At 70.6% G+C, this 15,877-nt stretch carries 15 protein-coding genes; 11 read left to right on the top strand and 4 right to left on the bottom strand.

Translation table 11 applies throughout. The features are described from left to right. Positions 1 to 6 precede the first annotated feature (6 nt). Positions 7 to 963, top strand: coding sequence for an amidohydrolase family protein (locus tag A5764_RS21570; protein WP_067116912.1), 957 nt, complete (start codon positions 7 to 9; stop codon positions 961 to 963). Between the two features lie 73 nt (positions 964 to 1,036). Continuing rightward, positions 1,037 to 2,491 carry an amino acid permease gene (locus tag A5764_RS21565; protein ID WP_067116909.1) on the top strand — a complete coding sequence of 485 codons (1,455 nt, stop codon included), beginning with the start codon at positions 1,037 to 1,039 and terminating at the stop codon, positions 2,489 to 2,491. On the opposite strand, the gene A5764_RS21560 is transcribed toward A5764_RS21565, so the two are convergent. Further along, positions 2,488 to 3,051 (bottom strand): NTP transferase domain-containing protein, encoded by a 564-nt coding sequence (locus A5764_RS21560; RefSeq protein WP_231989779.1) that lies wholly within the window; start codon positions 3,049 to 3,051, stop codon positions 2,488 to 2,490. The genes A5764_RS21565 and A5764_RS21560 overlap by 4 nt on opposite strands. Before the next feature lie 50 nt (positions 3,052 to 3,101). Here A5764_RS21560 and A5764_RS21555 point away from each other — a divergent pair, with 50 nt between their 5' ends. The 7 genes from A5764_RS21555 to A5764_RS21525 all read left to right on the top strand — a co-directional run bounded on the left by A5764_RS21555 (position 3,102) and on the right by A5764_RS21525 (position 10,362). Next, positions 3,102 to 5,450, top strand: coding sequence for a xanthine dehydrogenase family protein molybdopterin-binding subunit (locus A5764_RS21555; protein ID WP_067116903.1), 2,349 nt, complete (start codon positions 3,102 to 3,104; stop codon positions 5,448 to 5,450). Next, positions 5,447 to 6,358 carry a xanthine dehydrogenase family protein subunit M gene (locus A5764_RS21550; protein ID WP_067116901.1) on the top strand — a complete coding sequence of 304 codons (912 nt, stop codon included), beginning with the start codon at positions 5,447 to 5,449 and terminating at the stop codon, positions 6,356 to 6,358. The genes A5764_RS21555 and A5764_RS21550 overlap by 4 nt, the downstream gene beginning before the upstream one ends. After that, positions 6,351 to 6,845 (top strand): (2Fe-2S)-binding protein, encoded by a 495-nt coding sequence (locus A5764_RS21545; RefSeq protein ID WP_067116898.1) that lies wholly within the window; start codon positions 6,351 to 6,353, stop codon positions 6,843 to 6,845. The genes A5764_RS21550 and A5764_RS21545 overlap by 8 nt, the downstream gene beginning before the upstream one ends. Before the next feature lie 149 nt (positions 6,846 to 6,994). After that, positions 6,995 to 7,552, top strand: a complete 558-nt coding sequence (locus A5764_RS21540; protein WP_156664803.1) for a hypothetical protein — start codon at positions 6,995 to 6,997, stop codon at positions 7,550 to 7,552. A gap of 33 nt (positions 7,553 to 7,585) precedes the next feature. Then, complete coding sequence (locus A5764_RS21535) at positions 7,586 to 8,143, top strand: hypothetical protein (protein WP_067116893.1); 558 nt, start codon at positions 7,586 to 7,588, stop codon at positions 8,141 to 8,143. 97 nt (positions 8,144 to 8,240) lie between these two features. Beyond that, entirely contained in the window at positions 8,241 to 8,591 is a 351-nt protein-coding gene (locus A5764_RS21530; RefSeq protein ID WP_156664800.1) for a hypothetical protein, read from the top strand. 97 nt (positions 8,592 to 8,688) lie between these two features. Beyond that, entirely contained in the window at positions 8,689 to 10,362 is a 1,674-nt protein-coding gene (locus A5764_RS21525) for an Hsp70 family protein (protein WP_067116888.1), read from the top strand. On the opposite strand, the gene iniC is transcribed toward A5764_RS21525, so the two are convergent. The 3 genes from iniC to A5764_RS29900 all read right to left on the bottom strand — a co-directional run bounded on the left by iniC (position 10,359) and on the right by A5764_RS29900 (position 14,717). Beyond that, complete coding sequence (gene iniC / locus A5764_RS21520) at positions 10,359 to 11,873, bottom strand: isoniazid-induced dynamin-like GTPase IniC (RefSeq protein ID WP_067116886.1); 1,515 nt, start codon at positions 11,871 to 11,873, stop codon at positions 10,359 to 10,361. The two genes, A5764_RS21525 and iniC, sit on opposite strands and share 4 nt — an antisense overlap. Continuing rightward, positions 11,870 to 13,711 carry a dynamin-like GTPase family protein gene (locus A5764_RS21515; RefSeq protein WP_067116885.1) on the bottom strand — a complete coding sequence of 614 codons (1,842 nt, stop codon included), beginning with the start codon at positions 13,709 to 13,711 and terminating at the stop codon, positions 11,870 to 11,872. Before A5764_RS21515 ends, iniC begins: the two co-directional genes overlap by 4 nt. Positions 13,712 to 13,811: 100 nt before the next feature. Then, positions 13,812 to 14,717, bottom strand: a complete 906-nt coding sequence (locus tag A5764_RS29900; RefSeq protein WP_156664799.1) for a hypothetical protein — start codon at positions 14,715 to 14,717, stop codon at positions 13,812 to 13,814. Here A5764_RS29900 and A5764_RS29895 point away from each other — a divergent pair, their 5' ends adjacent. Then, positions 14,718 to 15,131 (top strand): hypothetical protein, encoded by a 414-nt coding sequence (locus A5764_RS29895; protein WP_156664798.1) that lies wholly within the window; start codon positions 14,718 to 14,720, stop codon positions 15,129 to 15,131. A 24-nt stretch (positions 15,132 to 15,155) separates the two neighbouring features. Next, complete coding sequence (locus A5764_RS28975; RefSeq protein ID WP_067116880.1) at positions 15,156 to 15,869, top strand: hypothetical protein; 714 nt, start codon at positions 15,156 to 15,158, stop codon at positions 15,867 to 15,869. Positions 15,870 to 15,877 lie beyond the last annotated feature (8 nt).

Genomic DNA, 15,877 nt, shown 5'->3' with positions numbered 1-15,877 from the left:
CGCGACATGCGGACCATCGCCCTCGAAGAGCATTACGCCACAACCGAATTCCTGAACGGTCCGGGCCGCTGGCTGGCGTCGCGCGCCGGCATCGTCGAACCGATCAGCGACCTCGGTGACGGCCGCATCGCGGCGATGGACGAAGCCGGCGTCGACCTGGCGGTGCTGTCGCTGGCGGCACCCGGCGTCGAACAGCTGGACGGGCGGGAGGCGGTCGGGCTGGCGCGCAACTGCAACGACGAGCTCGCCGCGGCGGTCGGGCGGTACCCGGACCGGCTGGCCGGGTTCGCCACGTTGCCCGTCAGCGCGCCCGACGAGGCGGCCGCGGAGCTCGACCGCACGGTGCGCCGGCACGGCTTTCTCGGCGCGGTCATCAACGGCCACAGCCAGGGGCGCTACCTGGACGATCCGTTCTTCGACCCCGTCCTGGCGCACGCGGCGGAGCTGCAGGTCCCCATCTATCTGCACCCGACCATCCCGCCGGCGGGCGTCATCGAATCCAGCTACGCGGGATTTGCCGACAAGGTCACGTTCGCGCTGGCCACCGTGGGCTGGGGCTGGCACATCAACACCGCCACGCACGTGCTGCGCCTGATCGTCGGCGGTGTGTTCGACCGCCACCCGTCGCTGCAATTCGTCATCGGGCACATGGGCGAGGGGATCCCCTTCATGCTGCCGCGGTTCGACGCCACGCTCACACCCGAACTGACCGGTCTGCAACACCCCGTCAGCACCTACTTGCGGCGAAACCTGCACTACACCTTCGCCAGCTTCAACGACGAGGCCACCTATGCCAACCTGGTCGCCCAGGTCGGTGTCGACCGGGTGTGCTTTTCGGCCGACTACCCCTTCTGGTCGATGAAGGCGGCGCGCGCGTTCCTCGACAATCTCGCCCTCGGCGACGACGATCGCGCGCTCATCAGCCACCGCAACGCCGAGCGGTTGCTGGGCATACGAAGTTAGCCGGTTGTTAGCCAGCATGTGGTGAATCGATGGGTTAGCCTGAGCTTTCCCGGAGCACCACGGCAGGAGCTCGATGCCACCGCTAGACAGCGCCGCCGCGCGGCTCACACGCGAAGACACGGGCTATCACAAGGGCCTGAAGAACCGCCAGGTCCAGATGATCGCGCTGGGCGGCGCGATCGGAACCGGCCTTTTCCTCGGTGCCGGTGGCCGGCTCGCATCGGCGGGGCCGGGGCTGTTCCTGGTCTTCGCGATCTGCGGCATCTTCGTCTTCCTGATCCTGCGCGCGCTCGGCGAGCTCGTGCTGCACCGCCCGTCGTCGGGATCGTTCGTGTCCTACGCCCGCGAATTCTTCGGGGAGAAGCTGGCTTTCGTGGCGGGCTGGATGTACGTCCTGAACTGGTCGATGACCGGAATCGTGGACACCACCGCGATCGCGCATTACTGCCACTACTGGCCGGCGTTCCACGTCATCCCGCAGTGGACGCTGGCGTTGATCGCGCTGGTGGTGGTGTTGTCGATGAACCTGATCTCGGTCAAGCTCTTCGGCGAGCTGGAGTTCTGGGCGTCGCTGGTCAAGGTGCTGGCACTGGTGACGTTCCTGGTCGTCGGCTCGGTCTTTCTGATCGGGCGCTTCAAGGTCGACGGTCACAACACCGGTACCGGGCTGTGGGACACCCACGGGGGGCTGCTACCGACCGGCCTGTTGCCCCTCGTGCTCGTCACCTCGGGCGTGGTGTTCGCCTACGCCGCCATCGAACTGGTGGGCATCGCCGCCGGGGAGACGGAAAACCCCGAGAAGATCATGCCGCGCGCGATCAACTCGGTGGTCTTCCGCATCACGGTCTTCTACATCGGGTCGACCATTTTGCTCGGCCTGCTGCTGCCCTACACCGCCTACCGGGATCACGTCAGCCCGTTCGTGACCTTCTTCTCCAAGATCGGTTTCGGCGGAGCGGGCAGCCTGATGAACCTGGTGGTCCTCACCGCCGCGCTGTCGAGCTTGAACGCCGGGCTGTATTCGACTGGCCGCATCCTGCGGTCGATGTCGATCAACGGCAGCGGCCCGAAGTTCACCGAGCCGATGTCGCGCAACGGCGTGCCGTACGGCGGGATCCTACTCACCGCCGCGGTCGGCCTGCTGGGCATCGTGCTCAACGCGGTCAAACCCAGCCAGGCGTTCGAAATCGTGCTGCACATCGCCGCGGTGGGCATCGTGTTCGCCTGGGGAACGATCGTGGCGAGCCAGCTGCAGCTCTACCGGCTGGCCAAGGCCGGCAGGGTGCAACGGCCCGACTTCCGGATGCCGCTGGCCCCCTATAGCGGCTATCTCACGCTGGCGTTCCTGGTGGGCGTCGTGGTGCTGATGCTGTTCGACAAGGTGCAGGGCCCCTGGCTGCTGGGCGCGATGATCGTCGGCGTTCCGGCGCTCACCGGCGGTTGGTTCCTGGTCCGGCACCGGGTCAGGGCCATCGCCGAGGAAACCGCGGAGCCCACCCCCTCCACCGACCCGCCGGTGGCGGCCTAGGGCGCGTCGATGTCGCGGCCATCGGCCAGGTCGCCGCAGTCGACCCTCTCGACGTCGTCCCTGCCGCTCAGATAGGCGCCCGCGCCCTGATCCCCGGATAGCTGGGCCAGCACCGCCGGCCAGTGTTGGCGCGCCAGCACCACCGGGTGTCCGGGCCGGTCGCCAAAGTACGCACGCGCCAGGCCGCCGGGCGACGCCGCCGCGCGGGCCAGCAGCCGCGCCACCACGTCGGGACCCGTGCCGGGGGTGTCGATGACGTGCAGCACCGCATAGTCGGCCCGCAGGCGGTCGGCCTCGGCCAGCCCGGCGCGCACGGATGCGCTCAGCCCCCGATCCCAGTCCGGTGCGACGACCGCGCTGACCCCTGGCGGGACCGGGACCTCGGCCGCGCCGAGGACCACGACGACGTCGTCGCACCCGCCGTCGCGCAGGGCGCCGACCGCGGCGTCCAGCCAGCCGTCCACCAGCACCTTCGGCTTGCCGTAGCGCCGGCCGGCGCCCGCGGCGAGCAGGACCCCGACGTGTCGCGGCACCGGGCCTCTCGACTGTGATAACGGCACTCTCCTATGATGACATTGAGCTTCTCATTCGGCGACGGCAATGGAGCGCGATGACTCAGGACGTCCACGAGGGCCCGGCGGTGTCTTCCGGGCCGGCCCCCCGCTACGCCGGGACCCGCGTCCAACGGGTGGAGGACGGCCGCCTGCTGACCGGACGGGGCGGCTTCGTCGACGACGTTGCGAGGCCCGGCATGCTGCATGCCTGCTTCGTGCGCAGCCCGTTCGCGCGGGCCCGGATCAACGGGATCGACGCCTCGGCGGCCCTGGAGCTGCCCGGCGTGCGCGCGGTGTTCACCGCCGCCGACCTCAATCCCGACGTCAAGGAGGCGTGGCACGCCGTCGCGGGCAAGGACGTCCCCGACACCCCGCGCCCGCCGCTGGCCGAGGGCGAGGCGAAGTTCGTCGGCGACCCGGTCGCGCTGATCGTCGCCGAGAGCCGGTATGTCGCCGAGGACGCCCTCGAGCTGATCGACGTCGACTACGAGCCGCTGCCCGCCATCACCGACTTCACCGCAGCGCAGGCCTCGGACGTGCTGGTGCACGACAGCTACGCGAACAACGTCGCGGGCGGCATGGGCGGGGCGCCGCCGGACGAAGAGCTGTTCGCCTCGGCGCCGTGTGTGGTGAAAGAGCAGATATACCAACAGATCTACGCGCCGGTGCCGATCGAGACGCGCGGGCTGGTGGTCGAGTGGTCGGCGGCCTCCGGGGAGCTGACCCTGTGGGCGTCCACCCAGACGCCGCACGAGTTGCGTGCCTTCTGCGCGCGACTGTTAGGCATTGCGGCGCAACGGGTTCGGGTCATCATGCGCGACACGGGCGGCGGCTTCGGCCAGAAGGTGGTGCCGATGCGCGAGGACATGTGCATCATGCTGGCCGCCCGCAAGGTGCCGGCGGCGCTGAAGTGGATCGAGGACCGGCGCGAGAACCTGATGTCGGCCGGGCAGGCCCGGCACGTCGACGGCACCGGCCGGATGGCGTTCGACGACGACGGCACCATCCTCGCGGCAGACATCGACTTCGTTCAGGACGTCGGCGCCTACCCGACGCCCTACCCGGTGCTGACCACGGCCGCCATCGGCATGTTCTTCCCCGGGCCTTACCGAGTGCCCAAGGCCAGCTTCAACTACCAGACGGTCTTCTCCAACACCAGCGGGCTGGCCGCCTACCGCGGTCCGTGGCAGTACGAAACGCTGGCGCGCGAAGTCCTGCTCGACATCGCCGCGCGCAAGCTCGAGCTGGACCCGGTCGAGCTGCGCCGCCGCAACCTGTTGCGCCGCGACGAGATGCCGTACTTCAACCCCAACGGCATGCCGTACGACCACGTCGCCCCGATCGAGACGTTCGAGCAGGCGGTGAAAATCCTTGACCACGAAGGGTTTCGCAAGGAGCAGGCCGAAGCGCTGGCGCAGGGACGCTACCTGGGCCTGGGCTTCTCGGCATACATCGAGCCGACCGGCGCGGCGACGGGCCACCTGGGCGCCGAGGGCTGCACCATCCGGATGGAGCCGACGGGCAAGATCAACGTCTACGTCAACGGCGGCTCGAGCGGAAACAGCTTGGAAACCACCGTCGTTCAGCTGACCGCCGACGCGCTGGGCGCCGACATCGACGACGTGGCCACCATCCAGGGCGACACCGCCGTCACGCCGTACGGGGCCGGGACGCAGGGAAGCCGCAGCGGCCCGATGACCGCCGGGGCCGTCGGCGAGGCGGGAAAGATCCTGCGCGACAAGATCGTCGCGCTGGCCGCCCACCACCTCAAGGTGGCCGAATCCGAAGTGGAGCTGGCACATTCGGCCGCGGCGGTGCGCGGCGACCCGTCCAGGCAGGTGAGCTTCGGACAGCTCGCCTACCTCGCCTACTACTCGCCGCAGGCGCTGCCCCCCGGGATGTCATTGGACCTGGAGGCCACCGCCCGCTACGTCGCCACGGCGCCCATCCTGTGGTCCAACGCGACGCACGCATGCACTTGCGAAGTCGATGTCGCCACAGGCAAAGTCACGCTGCTGCGCTACATCGTCAGCGAGGACGTCGGGCCCATGATCAACCCGACCATCGTGGAGGGACAGATCGCGGGCGGGACGGTGCAGGGCATCGGCGGCGCGCTGATGGAGGACCTGGCCTACGACGACGACGGCAACCCGCTGGCCACCACATTCGTCGACTACCTGCTGCCGACGGCCACCGAGGTGCCGCCCATCGAGTTCGGTCACGTCGAGATCCCGGGTCCCGGGCCCGGCGGCTACAAGGGCGCCGGCGAAGGCGGGGCCATCGGCTCGGTGCCCGCCGTGATCAACGCGATCAACGACGCGCTCGCGCCGCTGGGCGTGACGATCACCCGGCTACCGGCCAGCCCGGCGTCGATCGCGGCGCTGCTGAGCGAGGCGGACCGGTGAAGCCCGCATCGTTCGACTACCACCGCCCCGACACCATCGAGGACGCCGTGGCCCTGCTGGCCGAGCTGGGCGACGACGCGAAGATTCTGGCCGGCGGCCAGAGCCTGGTGCCGATGCTGGCGATGCGGCTGGCCTACTTCGACCACCTCATCGACATTTCCCGGCTGGGCGAGCTGCAGGGCATCGAGCGCCGGGGTCAGGAACTGCGGATCGGCGCGGGAACCACCGAGACTACGGTGGGCGCCGATGACCAAGTGCGCCAGGCAGTTCCGCTGTTGACCCGGGTGACGCCGTTCGTCGGGCACTTCCAGATCCGCAACCGCGGCACCCTCGGCGGGTCGGTCGCCCACGCCGACGCGGCCGGCGAATACCCGGCGGTGGCGCTGACGCTGGACGCGGTGATGGAGGTGCTGTCGCCGCGCGGGCCGCGCGAGATCGCCGCCGCCGACTTCTTCGCCGGCGTGTGGGAGACCACGATGGAACCCGACGAGGTGCTGACCGGGGTCCGGTTTCCGGTGTGGCCGGGTAGATCCGGATTCGCGGTGGAAGAGTTCGCGCGCCGGCACGGCGACTTCGCGATCGCGGGGGCGCTGGTCGCCGTTCAGCTCGACGACAACGACGCGGTCTCTCGCTGCGCGATCGGGCTGCTCGGACTGGGGTCGACGGTCCGGCGCGCGAGGGCGGCCGAGGCCGCGGCCGTCGGCAAGCCGGTCGGCGATCTGGTGCCCGAGGAGATCGGACGGGCCGCGATGACCGGACTCGATGACGTTCCGTCCGACCTCCAGGGGTCGGCGTCGTATCGCACCAAGGTGGGCGCGACGATGGTCGCGCGCGCCTGGAACGAGGCCATTCAAGAGGCCATTGATGAGGCCGTAGCCGAAGCCGTCGCGGGGGCAAGCAATGCATGAACAACCGGTCCAGTTGTCGGTCAACGGGACTCCGATCGCGGCCACCGTCGAACCGCGCATGACGCTCGCGGACTTCCTGCGGGACAAGTGCGGACTGACCGGCACCCATCTCGGCTGCGAGCACGGGGCGTGCGGGGCATGCACGGTGCTGCTGGACGGCGCGGCCGTGCGTTCGTGCCTGATGTTCGCCGTGCAGGCCGAGGGCACGGAGGTGACGACGGTCGAGGGCATCGCGTCGCCGGATGGCACCCTGTCGCCCGTGCAGTCGGCGCTGCGGGAGTGCCACGGGCTGCAATGTGGCTTCTGCACGCCGGGTTTCGTGACTTCGCTGACCGCACTGCTGCGCGACAATCCGAATCCCAGCGACGCGGAGATCCGCGAGGGACTGTCGGGAAACTTCTGCCGCTGCACCGGTTATCAGGGCATCGTTGCCGCCGCGCACCGGGCCGCCGAGGCGATGCGCTCCTCGGCGGTCACGCCTCGGTAACCCCGCGCCATCGGCTCTGCATCGATACCTGCCTGATTGCAGTAACTTTCGCTGGCCCGCGCGTACTCTAAGCCCTGATATTTCTGATTTCTCGGGAGTTGGGCGTGCAGTTATCGGAGAAGGCGCGGCGGGGTCTGCCCGGTGGCTCGATGCTGCTCTCGGCCGCGCTGGCCGGCCTGGTGCTGGTATCGGGCTGCAGCTCCATCATCGAGGGCAAGCCGGTCGCCACCCCCGGTGCCGGCCCCACCGAACCCACCTTTCCCACGCCGCGACCGAGCACGACGAACCCGGCGCCGAGCACCAGCCCGAGTCCGGCCCCGACCACCGGCCCTTCCGGACCGCCGACGCCCACCGCGCCGGCCGGCGCCATCCCGTTGCCGCCCGACCACAACGGCTACGTCTTCATCGAGACCAAGTCGGGCATAACCCGCTGCCAGATCAACAAGGACACCGTCGGGTGCGAGGCCCCGTTCACCAACTCGCCCCTGCAGGACGGTGAGCACGCCAACGGCGTCAGCATCAGCGCGGGCGGCAACGTGCAGTGGGTGCTGGGTAACCTCGGCGCGATCCCGACGGTCACCATCGATTACAAGACGTATGCGGCACAGGGCTGGACCATCAGCGCCACCGCCGAGGGAACCCGGTTCACCAACGACCGCACCCACCACGGCATGTTCGTCAGCGTCGAGAAGGTCAACACGTTCTGAACTGCCACAGGTCGCGTCAGTACCATCGGTGCCGTGGCACCCAACGGCCCACCGGACAACTTCCGCAATCAGCAGACGCAGTACCGCGATTACGGCGGACCGCCGCCTTCGGGCGGACCCCCGCCGAACGCGCCGCCGCCTGCGGAACCTCCGACTGAAGAGGCGTGGCCGCCCGGAGCCCCCGACCCGTTCGACGAGGAAACCGAGCCCACACCCTGGTACCGCAGGCCCGTCGGAATCATCGCGTGGGTGGTCGCGGTCCTGGTCCTGATCGCGTTGATCGTCTACGGCCTCATGGAGCTGATCGGGGGTGACCAAGGCACCGGCCACACCCCGAGCACCAGCACGACCGCGCCGAGCACCACCAGCACCACCACACCGCCGGCCACCACCAGCACCGGGCCGTCGACGACGACCGAACCGCCCCCCAGCAGCGCGTCCGAGCCACCGGCACAGCAACCCACCCAGCAGCCGACGCGCCAGCCGACCCAGCAGCAGCCCACGCATCGTCATCACATGCCGCCGCTGCCGTCGGTGATCACCATCCCCGAGGTGCCGACCGTGATCACGCTGCCGCCGGGCCTGTCCTAGCGCGCCGGTTGCGATCGGATCAAGCTTTGACGGCTGATAGGTAGCGGCGTGCGTGGCGACGATGTGCGCGCGGCCCTCGCCGATACCCTCGGCGGTCATGGAGGACGTCCCGGGTTGGCGCAAACCGATCGCGCTGGTCGGTTGGGGTGTGCTGATCGCGTTTCTTGTCGGGGTGATCGTCTGGGGTGTCAACCAGCTGGTCCACGACCGCGCGACTCCGACGGCGGTGACCACCACAACGACGGCTCCGCCGGCTACCACCGCCACCACTACGACCGCCACCACCACGCCCTCGTCGACGGACAGCACCAATCCGTCGACCACGCCAACGACCACCATCGACACGGCCACGACGACCAAGGCGCCGTCGCGCGGGGCTTTCCCACACATGCCTTCGGTGATCACGCTGCCGTCGCTACCGGCGATCACGCTGCCGCCCGGCCGGTGACCCGGCCCGCGCTCCTAGACTCGCTGGAGTCCATGACCGTTTTGGTGCCGACCGCCGCGCCATCGCCAGTGCGCCGACGAACACGGGGGTATGCGATATGAGCGAGGCGCTCGGGTTGTCGATCGGCGCGGCCAACCTGGTTGCTGCCCGCGCGGGTAGCGCCCCGGTGATCCGCAGTTCCGTGCTGACGCTGTTCGAACACCGGCCAACCGAAATCGGCCTACCGGAGGAAAACCCCAATCTCACTGAGCCGGGCCTGGTGTTGCGCGGTTTCGTCGAGCGGGTCGGTGACCGGGCCCCCTTGGTGGCGGCCGACGGGACGAAGTACTTGGGCGAGGTCCTGACGGTCGAAGCGATCGAAGCGATGGCGCGCACGGTCGGCTACGGGTCGCCGGTCACCGTCGCGGTCCCTGCCTACTGGTCCGAGGCGCAGGCCAACGCCCTGCGCGACGAGTTCTTCGCCCAGCCCGATCTCAAGCGCGACGGTGTATCACCCGTGCTGATCTCCGACGCCACGGCCGCCCTCGCGGCGCTGCATGGCACCCCGGGATTCCCGACGGGCGGCGTCGTCGCGTTGTGCGACTTCGGCGCCAGCGGCACCAGCGTCACCCTGGCGAACGGCGCGTCGAACTTTCAGCAGATCGGTCCGACGGTGCGACACTCGGAATTCTCCGGCGACGCAATCGATCAGCTCATCGGTGACTACGTGCGGTCCGGCGCCTCCGATGCCACCAGCACCGACCTGGGCAGCACCGCACGAATCGGCTCACAGTCGCGCCTACTCAGCGAATGCCGGCGCGCCAAGGAGCAACTCTCGACGGCCGCGGTGACGTCGGTCGCGATGGGGTCCGGGCACCTCCGGTTGTCCCGCAGCGAGTTTGACCAACTCATCGCCGAACCGCTGGACCGCTTCCTCACCCGCCTGGAAGAAACGTTGCAGCGCAACGGGATCACCCGCTCCAACCTGGCGGCCGTGGCGGCGGTCGGCGGCGGTGCCAGCATCCCGCTGCTCGCCGCGCGCCTGTCGGACCGCCTGCAGGTCCCGATCCATACCGCGCCCCAGCCCGCGGTCAGCGCCGCCGCCGGCGCCGCGGTGCTCGGTCAGCGGCAAGGCGCGACGGGAGTCGCCACCGCCGCCAGCCCCGTCGTCGAGACCCCCACCGAACTGGTCCAGACCGCCCGCGTCGCCCCGGGCGTCGCACCGCTGGCGTGGTCGCAGGACGCCGACGAGGCGGCCGAACCGGTGCCCTACATCGGCCGCGACGCCACCGGCGAATACACCCGTGAGACAACGGATTTCGATGACAGTGGGCGCCACGCCGCCGCGAGCGCGCCCCTGCCGTGGTACAAGCGCACGGCGCTGGTCTTGAGCGTGGTCGGCGCGCTCGCGGCCGTGCTGGTCGCCGTCGTGCTGGCGCTGACCCTGGGCCACACCAAGACCAACCCGGTCAACACCACCCCACCGAACGAGCCGCCGGCACCGCAAACATCGCAGACCGTGACCATCACGGGGCCGAACGACAGCACCACCGTGACGGTGCTCCCGCCGCCGCCACCACCGCCGTCGTCCGCGCAGCCGCCGCCCCCGACGCCAACCAACTCGCCGCCTCCGACCACGACGGCGGCGCCGACCACGACCGCCGCGCCCACCACCACCGGCGCCCGGACCACCGACGTGCCGGCGACCACCACCGCGCCTGCGACGACCTCCCGGCCAAGGCTGCTACCCCTGCCACCGATCGTGCCGCAACCGGTGGTCCCGGGGGGCTAACGCGGCTGCACGTTGGACATGTCGTAGCCGCGCGCGGCGAAATCGGCGACCATCGCCTCGGCGCTGCGCACCGCCGCGCGGCAGGCCCGGGTGGTGAACGGGTCGTTGAGCGGGTGCTCGGCGCGGCGGCGCCAGCGCTGGGCCGCGGCGAATGCCGCGCGCGGACCCTCCTGCCCGTAGGGATCGTGGGGGTTCAGCCCCAACCTGGCCGCCGGGTCGGTGCCCGACCCCCCGATGATGCGGCGCAGTGAGGCCATCTCGTCGTCGTTCAAAGTTGTTGGGCGGCAATGCAATTGGCTGAGTAGCCGAAGCTCCTCGAAGGCGTGAGTATCGGCCAGCAGCGGGTCGATATCAGCGAGGATGTACGGCGTCGCCACGATCGGAAACGCCTCGACGAACCTGCGCAACGACACCAGCGCGGTGTGCGCCTTGAGCAGGTCGGAGCGCTGCGCGAATTGCTGGTCGATGACGCGGCGCAGCGCCACCAGCCCGCTGCGCTCCAGCAGTTCGGCGGCCAGTCCCGCCGCGTCGGTGACCCCGGCGGCCAGCACGGCGAGCGAAATCCGGATGCCGAACATGCCGAACCGCTCCAACAGCTGCGCGCGGGTCGCCGCGTCGACGGGCAGCGGGCTGTCGGCGCGCACGAAGCGGTCCACGCTCAGCATGGCCTTGCTGAGCGTGGCGTGGTCGGCGCCGGCGAGCTTCTGCAGCGCGATGAATTCGCTCTGGCGTAGCGTGCGCGCGGTCAGCGCGAGCAGCCCGGACACCGGTACCACCGCCTGGCAGATGCCGGTCTGATTCATCTCCCGGGTGAAGCGCTTGGCCACGTCGGCGGCCGAGAGCATCGCGTCGATGCGGCCCGCGCCGATCTCGTCGGCCCGCGACGCCACACCGATGATGCCCAGCGCTCCGGCGGCGCCGCCGACGAGGTGGCCGATCTGTTTGAGCAGCGCGACGTCGGCGGCGTTGAGAGTGCGCAACAGGAACACCACCGCGTCCACCCGCGGCACCCCATCGGGCGGGAGCAGCAGCTGCAGCGTCCGTTCGGAGATTTCGCGCGTCAGCGACGACGTTCCCGGGGTGTCGATGATGGTGGTATGGACCAGTTCTTCGGCCGGCCACTCGACGTCCAGGTCGGCCACCTCGGCGGGGTTTAGTGTCCGGAAGTCGAAGGTCAGGCCGCCGTTGCGGTTGATCGGGACGTTGGAGTGCCGTCCGCGCCAGTGGTTGGCGGTGACCTTGGGCGTCGGGCCGTGCCGGAACCATGTCACGATCCGGGTGGCCTCGGTGGCATCCGTCGGCGCGATGTCTTCGCCCACCAAAGCGTTGAGCAGAGTGGACTTTCCGGCCTTGAGGGTGCCGGCCAGCGCGATGCGGATGGGTTCGTTGAGCCGGGCGCCGATGCGGTCCAATTCGTGGAAGACGTCGGGGCGCTGCCGATACGACGGTTCGCCCCGATAGGCCTGGATGGTTCCGCCCAGAATCGCGCGGACCTGATCGCTGGTGGTCACGACCGTCCTACGGTCAGCGGGGGCGTCAGCTTGTCCACGTTGTCGATGACCTGGCCCAGGATGTTCAACTGCCGCTCCAGCTCACGGACCCTATTGTGACGCTCAGTTTCCTCGATGTGCGCGGCGGTGATCGTGACCTGCAAGGACTCGTTGAGCGACCGGGTGAGTTCGGTGGCGATGTCGCGGTAGTGGTCGCGCAGCCGGCGTTGGATCGTCTTGAGCCGATCCCGCTGTTCCTTGCCGACCACGAACGAGACGTCGTCGACGAAGCGCCGCACGTTGGTCTTGGCCTCGGCCCGCGCCCGCAGCAGCCGGTGCTCCCTGTCCTCCTTGTAGGCCATCCGGCCCAATACCAGCCCGGCGCCCACCGACAGCGGGTTGAACAGCCCCAGCCCGGCCACCGATGACAGCATGCCGATCATCACCACGCCGCCGTAGGAGCCGCGCAGCCCGGTCACCACCTTCTGGGCCTTGCCCGCCGGCTTGGACTCCAGCTCGGCCACCGAGCTGAGCCGGCCGAACTCGCCGCCCATCAGGCGACCGGTCAGTTCGGGAGACATCACCGAGTCCACGCCCGCGTCGGCGAACGAGCGGGCCACCTCGTCGGCCAGGGCTTCGGCCCGCTGGTAGGCCCAGACGAAGTTGTCCCCGACGGCCGCGGCGACCGCGTCCTCCACTTCCGAGCCGATCTCGGCCCAGTGCCGGGTCGGGTCGCAGGTATCGATCTGGCGCTCGATGTCCTCGGTGAGGGCGCGGAAGCGGGCGCGCAGGTCGTGGTCGACGTCGGCGTACAGGTCGGTGAATCCGTCGTTGAGCACCTGTTGCCACAGCGCGGACTGGTCGAGGGCGTCCTGCGCTTCGCGCTTGCGGCGCTCCAGGTCGCTGCCGAGGCGGTCCCGGAAGTCCGGGTCGTCGATGACGGCCAGCTCGGCGCCGGCGGCCATCGTCAATTGCTCTGCGGCCGAACGGATTTCGGACAGGACCTGATCGCGTACCCGGTCGGACTGGCGGGAGAGCACCTGCTCGCTGAGGAACTTGACGATCGACGGGAAGTTGGACTCGTCGTTGAGTTCTTTGTCGTTGAGCGTGACGGCGTGGCTGCGCAAGAGCGACGAGACCGGCAGGATCGGGATCGGCACGCGGGCGCGGTTCAAGTGTGCGGTGTTCGCGTTGACGATGTCGCGCCAGTGCGGGTAGAGGTCGGTCTTGGTGGCCACCAACACCGCGACCGGGCAAATTTGATAGGCCTGGCCGATGAACCGCATCTCCGGTTCGGTCAGTTCCTGGCTGGTGTCGCTGACCATCAGCAGGGCGTCGGCGTCCGGCAACAGGCCGAGCGTCGCTGACAAGTGCGGCTGCCCGTGGCCGCCCACGCCGGGCGTGTCGATGAAGGCCAGCCCTCCCTGCAGCAGCGGGCTGGGCGCGCCGATCTCGACGCGCAGCACTTCCCGGTTGCCGGCTTGGGGGGCTCGGCGCAGGTCGGTGCTGATGTCGTCGACTGGGATGTCGATGGCCGCCGGCTCGCCGTGGGGTCCGGCGGCGACGACCAGCCGGGCCGACGGCGGGTCCCCATAGCTGACGACGGTGATCACCACGGTCGCCTCGTCGTCGCCGACTCGCGCCACCGGCAAGTTCAGCAGCGAGTTGAGCAGTTGGCTCTTGCCCTGCTTGAGCTGCCCGGCGATCACCACCCGGATCTGCGGGTCGAGTATGCGCTCGCGGCATCGGGTCAGCCGCTCGGCCAGGTCAGCGCGGTCGTTGAGTTCGGCAATGGCGATGGTGTGGTCGATCAACTCGACGATGACGTTGATCCGCCGCGGGTCGTCGGGTTGGGTCACCGTGCTGCCCCACTTTCTCGCTGCGATGCACTGACATCACGGTATTCGCGAAGCGGCGGGGACCAAAAAGCCCCCGCCGTCTCGCCATGCGATCGGATCGTTAACCGTGTGGCCCAACCGGGTGCGCGGGCGCTGGGTGCGGGGCCGGCACCGGAGCGTGCACCGGCGCGGGCGCGTGCGGGGTGCCCTCGAACACCGACGGGCTGTGCGGGGGCGGGGCCGGCGAGTGCTCGACCGGGGCCGGCGTGTGCGGAACCGGGGCGGGCGCGTGCTCGACCGGGGCCGGCGCGTGCTGAACCGGTGCGGGCGCGTGCTGGACCGGCGCCGGCGCGTGCTGCACCGGTGCGGGCGCGTGCTGCACCGGCGCGGGCGAGTGGTCGGCCGGAGCCGGCGAGTGCGCCGGCTGCTGGATCACCGGTGTGCCGGTGCCGCCGTGGTTGACGGGGCCACCGCCGGGGCTCTGGATGACAGGCCCGGGGTTGGACGGAGGCGTCGCGTGCCCGGGAACCGTGCCGCCGGCACCGCCGCCGCCCTGAATAACCGGGCCTTGTGCCCCGGGAGCCGCCGGGGTGTGCTGGGCGGGGACGCCCCCAGCGTTGACCGGGCCGCTAGCGCCGAGCGTGGCGCCCTCCTGCCCGAGGATCTGGCCGTGAGCACCGCCGCCGGCTCCTCCGGCCAAGGCACCAGGGCCGCCGGCCGTCTCGGGACCGCCGGTCGGGGCGGGACCGCCAGTCGGGGCGGGGCCGCGAGTCGGGGCGGGGCCGCCGAAGCCGCCGGCCGCGGTCCCGCCGCCGGCGTGGCCATCGAGACCAGGGCCAGCGGCCGTGGCCGGAGCCGGGGCGCCGAACCCACCCGCCGTGGCGCCGCCGCCGGCGTGGCTGTCGAGACCTGCGCCCCCGGTGGGGGTTGGGGCGGCGAAGGCACCCGCCGCGGTGCCGCCGCCGGTGGCGTGTCCGCCTACGCCTGCCCCACCGGCGACGGACGGGGTGGCCGTTTGGGTCGACACGTGGCCGCCGCCCAGGGCGGTCGTGTCGCCGCTCAGGATGGCATTGCTGCGCTCGCCGCCGACGCCCAGTCCGGCGGCACCCGCGGCGCTGGCGCCGGACTGACCGCCAACGCCGACGCCTGCGAGCGGGCCGGCCACGTGTGGGGTGGCGGCACCGTTCAAGGCGGCACCTTCGCTGGCGATCAGTCCCGCTTGGCCGCTCGTCCCGGCCGCGAGCGCCGCGTTGCTCCCACCGGCTGCAAGGCCGCCGACGTTGCCCGCGCCGGCCAGCCCAGCGCCCGCGGCAAGACCGGCCTGACCACCCACACCGCCACCGCCGGCGCCGCCGCCGCCAGCGCCGAAGCCGCCCTGGGCGGCGAGACCCGCCTGGCCGGCAAGACCCGCCTGGCCCGCGAGACCCGCCTGGCCGGCTAATCCGGCCTCAGTGCCCAGACCGGCTTGGCCACCCAAACCGACCTGGCTACCAGCACCGGCGCCGAATGCGCCGCCGGCCTGCGCACCAAGGCCCGCCTGGCCGCCGGCACCAATGCCGGCCTGGCCGCCGAAGCCTGCTTGGGCGCCGGCTGCGGCGCTGCCTCCGAGTCCCGCGCCGCCGCCAGCCTGACCGCCCAAGCCACCGCCGGCGCGGCCGCCGACCGCACCCGCCAAACCGACGCCTGCCTGCGCGCCAGCGCCGCCGCCAAAGCCGCCTCCTCCAGCCAACCCTGCGCCGCCACCGAGGCCGGCGCCAGCGCCCAATGCGGCCCCACCGCCAAGACCAGCCTCACCGCCAAGCGCGCCTTGACCGCCAACGCCGGCGGCTCCACCCAAGCCGGCCTGACCACCAACACCAGCGCTGCCACCCAACCCGGCCTGACCAGCAAGACCAACCTGACCACCAAGACCAGCGCCGCCACCCAGGCCGGCCTGACCACCAACACCAGCGCTGCCACCCAACCCGGCCTGACCGCCAACACCAGCGCCGCCACCCAGGCCGGCCTGACCACCAACACCAGCGCTGCCGCCCAACCCCGCTTGACCAGCCAGACCAACCTGACCACCCAGACCAGCGCCGCCACCCAAGCCGGCCTGACCACCAACACCAGCGCCCGCACCCAGAACTCCCAGCCCACCAAGAACAGCGGCACCACCCAGACCCGCGAGGCCACCTAGAAAATCGT

Source organism: Mycobacterium sp. 852002-51057_SCH5723018, from assembly GCF_001667035.1.
Classification (GTDB): Bacteria; Actinomycetota; Actinomycetes; order Mycobacteriales; family Mycobacteriaceae; genus Mycobacterium.
The sequence above is the reverse complement of the archived record's forward strand: the minus strand, read 5'-3'. Positions and strand labels throughout refer to the sequence as shown.

What these genes read in the sequence shown, in the direction of transcription:
- A5764_RS21570 (WP_067116912.1), top strand. Translation starts at nt 7, where the DNA reads ATGCGGACCATCGCCCTCGAAGAGCATTACGCCACAACCGAATTCCTG.
- A5764_RS21565 (WP_067116909.1), top strand. Translation starts at nt 1,037, where the DNA reads ATGCCACCGCTAGACAGCGCCGCCGCGCGGCTCACACGCGAAGACACG.
- A5764_RS21555 (WP_067116903.1), top strand. Translation starts at nt 3,102, where the DNA reads ATGACTCAGGACGTCCACGAGGGCCCGGCGGTGTCTTCCGGGCCGGCC.
- A5764_RS21545 (WP_067116898.1), top strand. Translation starts at nt 6,351, where the DNA reads ATGCATGAACAACCGGTCCAGTTGTCGGTCAACGGGACTCCGATCGCG.
- A5764_RS21540 (WP_156664803.1), top strand. Translation starts at nt 6,995, where the DNA reads ATGCTGCTCTCGGCCGCGCTGGCCGGCCTGGTGCTGGTATCGGGCTGC.
- A5764_RS21530 (WP_156664800.1), top strand. Translation starts at nt 8,241, where the DNA reads ATGGAGGACGTCCCGGGTTGGCGCAAACCGATCGCGCTGGTCGGTTGG.
- A5764_RS21525 (WP_067116888.1), top strand. Translation starts at nt 8,689, where the DNA reads ATGAGCGAGGCGCTCGGGTTGTCGATCGGCGCGGCCAACCTGGTTGCT.